The organism is Paenibacillus elgii NBRC 100335, assembly GCF_004000865.1.
In the GTDB taxonomy this organism is placed as follows: domain Bacteria; phylum Bacillota; class Bacilli; order Paenibacillales; family NBRC-103111; genus Paenibacillus_G; species Paenibacillus_G elgii.
This window is the reverse complement of record NZ_BIMB01000115.1, coordinates 1-3,745: the sequence shown is the minus strand read 5'-3', so window position 1 is coordinate 3,745 and position 3,745 is coordinate 1. Positions and strand designations below refer to the sequence as shown.

Annotated in this window: 5 protein-coding genes; all 5 read left to right on the top strand. The window is 38.2% G+C overall.

What is annotated here, in order from left to right; all coding sequences use genetic code 11:
* The coding region (locus tag PEL01S_RS33990) for a transposase (protein WP_164824378.1) at positions 1-477 on the top strand (477 nt) is incomplete at its 5' end.
* 142 nt (positions 478-619) lie between these two features.
* The gene (locus tag PEL01S_RS35010; protein WP_204343796.1) at positions 620-1,234 is read left to right on the top strand and encodes a polymorphic toxin type 33 domain-containing protein; all 615 of its coding nucleotides are present in this window, start codon (positions 620-622) and stop codon (positions 1,232-1,234) included.
* 14 nt (positions 1,235-1,248) lie between these two features.
* On the top strand, positions 1,249-1,644 hold the full coding sequence (locus PEL01S_RS33980) for a DUF4279 domain-containing protein (RefSeq protein WP_127463348.1): 396 nt from the start codon (positions 1,249-1,251) through the stop codon (positions 1,642-1,644).
* A gap of 223 nt (positions 1,645-1,867) precedes the next feature.
* Positions 1,868-2,581 (top strand): helix-turn-helix domain-containing protein, encoded by a 714-nt coding sequence (locus tag PEL01S_RS33975; protein ID WP_127463347.1) that lies wholly within the window; start codon positions 1,868-1,870, stop codon positions 2,579-2,581.
* A gap of 96 nt (positions 2,582-2,677) precedes the next feature.
* Entirely contained in the window at positions 2,678-3,574 is an 897-nt protein-coding gene (locus PEL01S_RS33970) for a hypothetical protein (protein ID WP_127463346.1), read from the top strand.
* Positions 3,575-3,745 lie beyond the last annotated feature (171 nt).

The following is a 3,745-nucleotide window of genomic DNA, read 5'->3' as shown; positions in this document are numbered from 1 at the left end:
AATCAGCAGGAATTAGCCCAGATTGAAGAAGAAATCGGAGGGTTGATTAAGCAACTAGGCTTCCAACTGGAAACGATGACAGGCATTGACGTCGTAACAGCGGCAGAACTGGTGGCTGAGATTGGAGACATTCACCGATTTGCTACGCCTGATAAATTGGCAAGATTCGCAGGGATTGCACCGATTATTTGCGGCTCAGGGAACAAGGTTAGGAACTACAAGAGCAAGCAAGGGAACAGGGAGCTTCATGACATCATCAGGAACCTTGCGATTCGTCAGATTGCCGTAACACGTAACAAGAAAGAGCCGCGTAATCCTTATTTTCATTCGTATTATGAGCAGAAGCTAACAGCAGGAAAGACGAAGCAGCAAGCCATTGTGTGCATTATGCGTAAACTGGTCAACGTGGTCCATTACCTGATGAGAACGAAAGCAGCATACATAATTCCAGAAGTATCCATAAAACAAGCGGGATGATATAATGATAGAGGGCGGCAATTGGAAAACAGTTGTTGCCCTTTTACTTGGGAAGAGCCGCTTTATCAACTAGGATACGTATGAAGGGGATATTGCGAATCCGCTGAGTTTGAATCTTTATACGTATGTGCATAATAATCCGTTGACGAATATTGACCCGACAGGAAATTATTGCGTATCTGCTGATGGAAAGAATGCCCATGAAGGTGACTGTAACACAGCAGGCTCCATAAATTTAGGACATGACGATAAATGGACCGGTCATGCTGTTGTTGAAAATGGAGAGCTTAAGAGACTCGTTGGTGTCTCAGGTTCCGAAAATTATTATAAAAAAAATCATGTGAAGATGACTTTAAACGTCGATAATCTGAGGGAAAAGGGTACTGTATTCAACGGGGATACAAGTTGCTCAGACTGTGCAAGATTATTACCAGTTTCTGAAGACCCAATCGCTCAAACAATTTTAATGGTAACTCCAGCGGGTACCACAACTCGCGCCGCAAAAGCTGCTGAAGAAACCGGGGAATTCGCATTAAAACTAGACTTGCAACTATTTTCCCAAGGAAGAAATATTAAAATGCTAGACGATAAGTTTTTGAAAAAGAATGGTTTTGACGCCCACCAAATAAAAGAAGAGTTTGTCGGTGGGAAAATTTCTAGATATGATTTATATGTAGATAAAGTAACTGGAGAAATTCTTATATATTTAAAAGGTGGGAAAGGAGTGCCAATAGAAACCGGAATGCATATTAAATAAGTAGGTGAAAAAAAATGAACAAAACTAATATTTTGGTTAAATTCATTATAACCGGAGATCATTTCCCAATTGATGAAATAACTGAGAAGTTAAAAGTTCAACCAAAGGCTTTTTTTCTAAAGGGCCAGAAAGGAAAATATGTTGAAAGAAAAGAAACTAGTTGGTATATTAGCACTGAGTATGAGGAATCGTTAGACATTAATGACCAACTTAACAAAATCATTGATTTATTAATTAATCAAAGGAACGAATTGGTAGATTTAAAAATTAAGTATCAGCTAGGATATTTATTTAGCATTGTAATTAATATTAAAGAAAATCAAGCCCCAGCAGTTTACCTTGAACAAGATGTTATTGAATTTGCTAATTATATAAAAGCAGAATTTGATATAGACCTTTACATTTCTTAAAGTTTTAACTTTAACCACAATGCGATTAACCCTTCGTGTTGTGGTTTCTTTTTGTTCTCTTTTCCTATAGCCGCATCATCGAAAACACAAAAGAACACTCAAAATGTTTGCGCGGCAGAGAGTGGAAAATTATTTCACCAAACTATTGACTAATTGATTAGTCATATGGTATCTTTAAATCACAGGTTGGCTAATCGATTAGTCTTAAAGCGAGGCGAGTGAAATGATAGGACTTCAATACATAGTGAAAGTATATAACGGCACGTACAAGAAATTGGCCGAAAAACTGGACATTGCGCCACCCACCATCATGGCGTGGTTAAGCAAGAAGAGGCCCATTCCCAAAGCGAAGCTTGAAGCCCTTTCTAAATTATTTGATATCGAAGAAGAACTATTTACAAAGGAATTAAATGAAGTTGAAAAAATTCAAATTCAATTGGAATACTTGAGGAGATTATCGAAGCGGGATTCTTTCGAAGTGCCAGATTTCTTTACGGATGATGACGGAGTTGAGCATGAATATCTGGTTTGGGTCGATCCTTATGAGGATACACGCAGAATGCTCACCAAGGACCTACAAATTGAAACCGTCATTCTTAATTTGCGTTCTGCCCTGTATGATGAGCTTTATGAGGATGATTTTTATAAAGGAAGCCCACTACTGGATACGTTGGAGCGTGTATCTGAACTATTTGATGAGAAAGTACCAGAGAGTTTAGAAGCGGATGAGCAGGTGAAATGGACACAGCGGCAAGACAAAAGGATGTCTGCGCTTCGATTCTTGGTTTACTATTTAGTGGTACCAATGTTTGGGTCTGGTCAATTCCAAAGAGGGAGTGATGCGATTGACGACGATATTTATGATCTGTGTGTGAAACATGATCTGCTTAGCAAGAAGGAACGAAAAAAGAAATCCGAGGAAGGTGACATATCATGACCAGTTCATGAATCATGTTCTTATAACATGCCGAATCTTACCCAAAATTTTGGGATTGAACATCATCAACTCATTATGAAAAGGAGAGATTGCCTATTGTTTGATACCATCATCATGAAGACATGCCCTGTTTATCCTAATCTTGAATCTGTAGCCGCTGAAAAAATTGCTTATCTGGACAAAGGTACAACTTACAAAATTAAAGACAGCCAAATACCGTTTATTAAATACTACGACAATAGCAGAACCCTCGTTTTGCAGGTATCCATCCCCAAATTTCTCTACGGTAATAATGTAACGATTCTTCAAGAAAAGGACATTCCCCTCTTCTTCCAAAGGTTACATGAACGCTTGCATGAGTTATTTCAAATTGAAATGAAAACGGAGGATTGGTCTGGAACTGAACGATTGGACGTATGTTGGAATTTTCAGGTTGGATATTTGGTCAGCGATTATGTGCGAGAAATACAACGTTTAAAGCTGCCCTTTATGAAGCCATATTCTTATGGACATTTGGAAACGGCTGGGCATAAAAACGATAGCAGGGAAACGATATTTTATAACAAACAATTAGAATGTATCGATAGAAAAGAACCAAAGGAAATTATTGACCAAGCTCATGGGATTCTACGTATGGAGATTCGGCCAAGCTACAAGGAAATGAAGAAATTTTCTCCTAAGCGTCATGCGGTTGAGCTACTAACGAAATCTTTTTTCATCCAAATGACGGAAGCAGCTCTAAAGCCGATCCAGTTTACAGAAGTGATAGAAGGAATCCCATTTAGTTGGTTGAAATCTCAGCATTATGACATTCGCCAGATTGAAAGTGTATTAGGATTCAAATTATTACAAAGTCAATTCACCGAAACAGAATTAAAGCAGCTGTACAAGTCAGGAACTTATGACAATGGACGGGGATTGGCTCGCAGAATCACTTTCCCAAGTCAAACAAAGCTAGCTCCGCTCAAGATTGATTATGCAAATTTAGGTTAAAAGTTATCCTTTTACATACGATTGTTATGCCTGCGAGAACGATAACAATTTCATTCATAATCGGTTAAAAGTCCAGAAGAAATAAGGCTTTATAAGGCTTTGGCGATACCAATAATCATCATACATAAAAAGAGAGCAATTTAATAAACCTCGGTTTTAGAGAGCAATCTC

What these genes read in the sequence shown, in the direction of transcription:
- PEL01S_RS33980 (WP_127463348.1), top strand. Translation starts at nt 1,249, where the DNA reads ATGAACAAAACTAATATTTTGGTTAAATTCATTATAACCGGAGATCAT.
- PEL01S_RS33975 (WP_127463347.1), top strand. Translation starts at nt 1,868, where the DNA reads ATGATAGGACTTCAATACATAGTGAAAGTATATAACGGCACGTACAAG.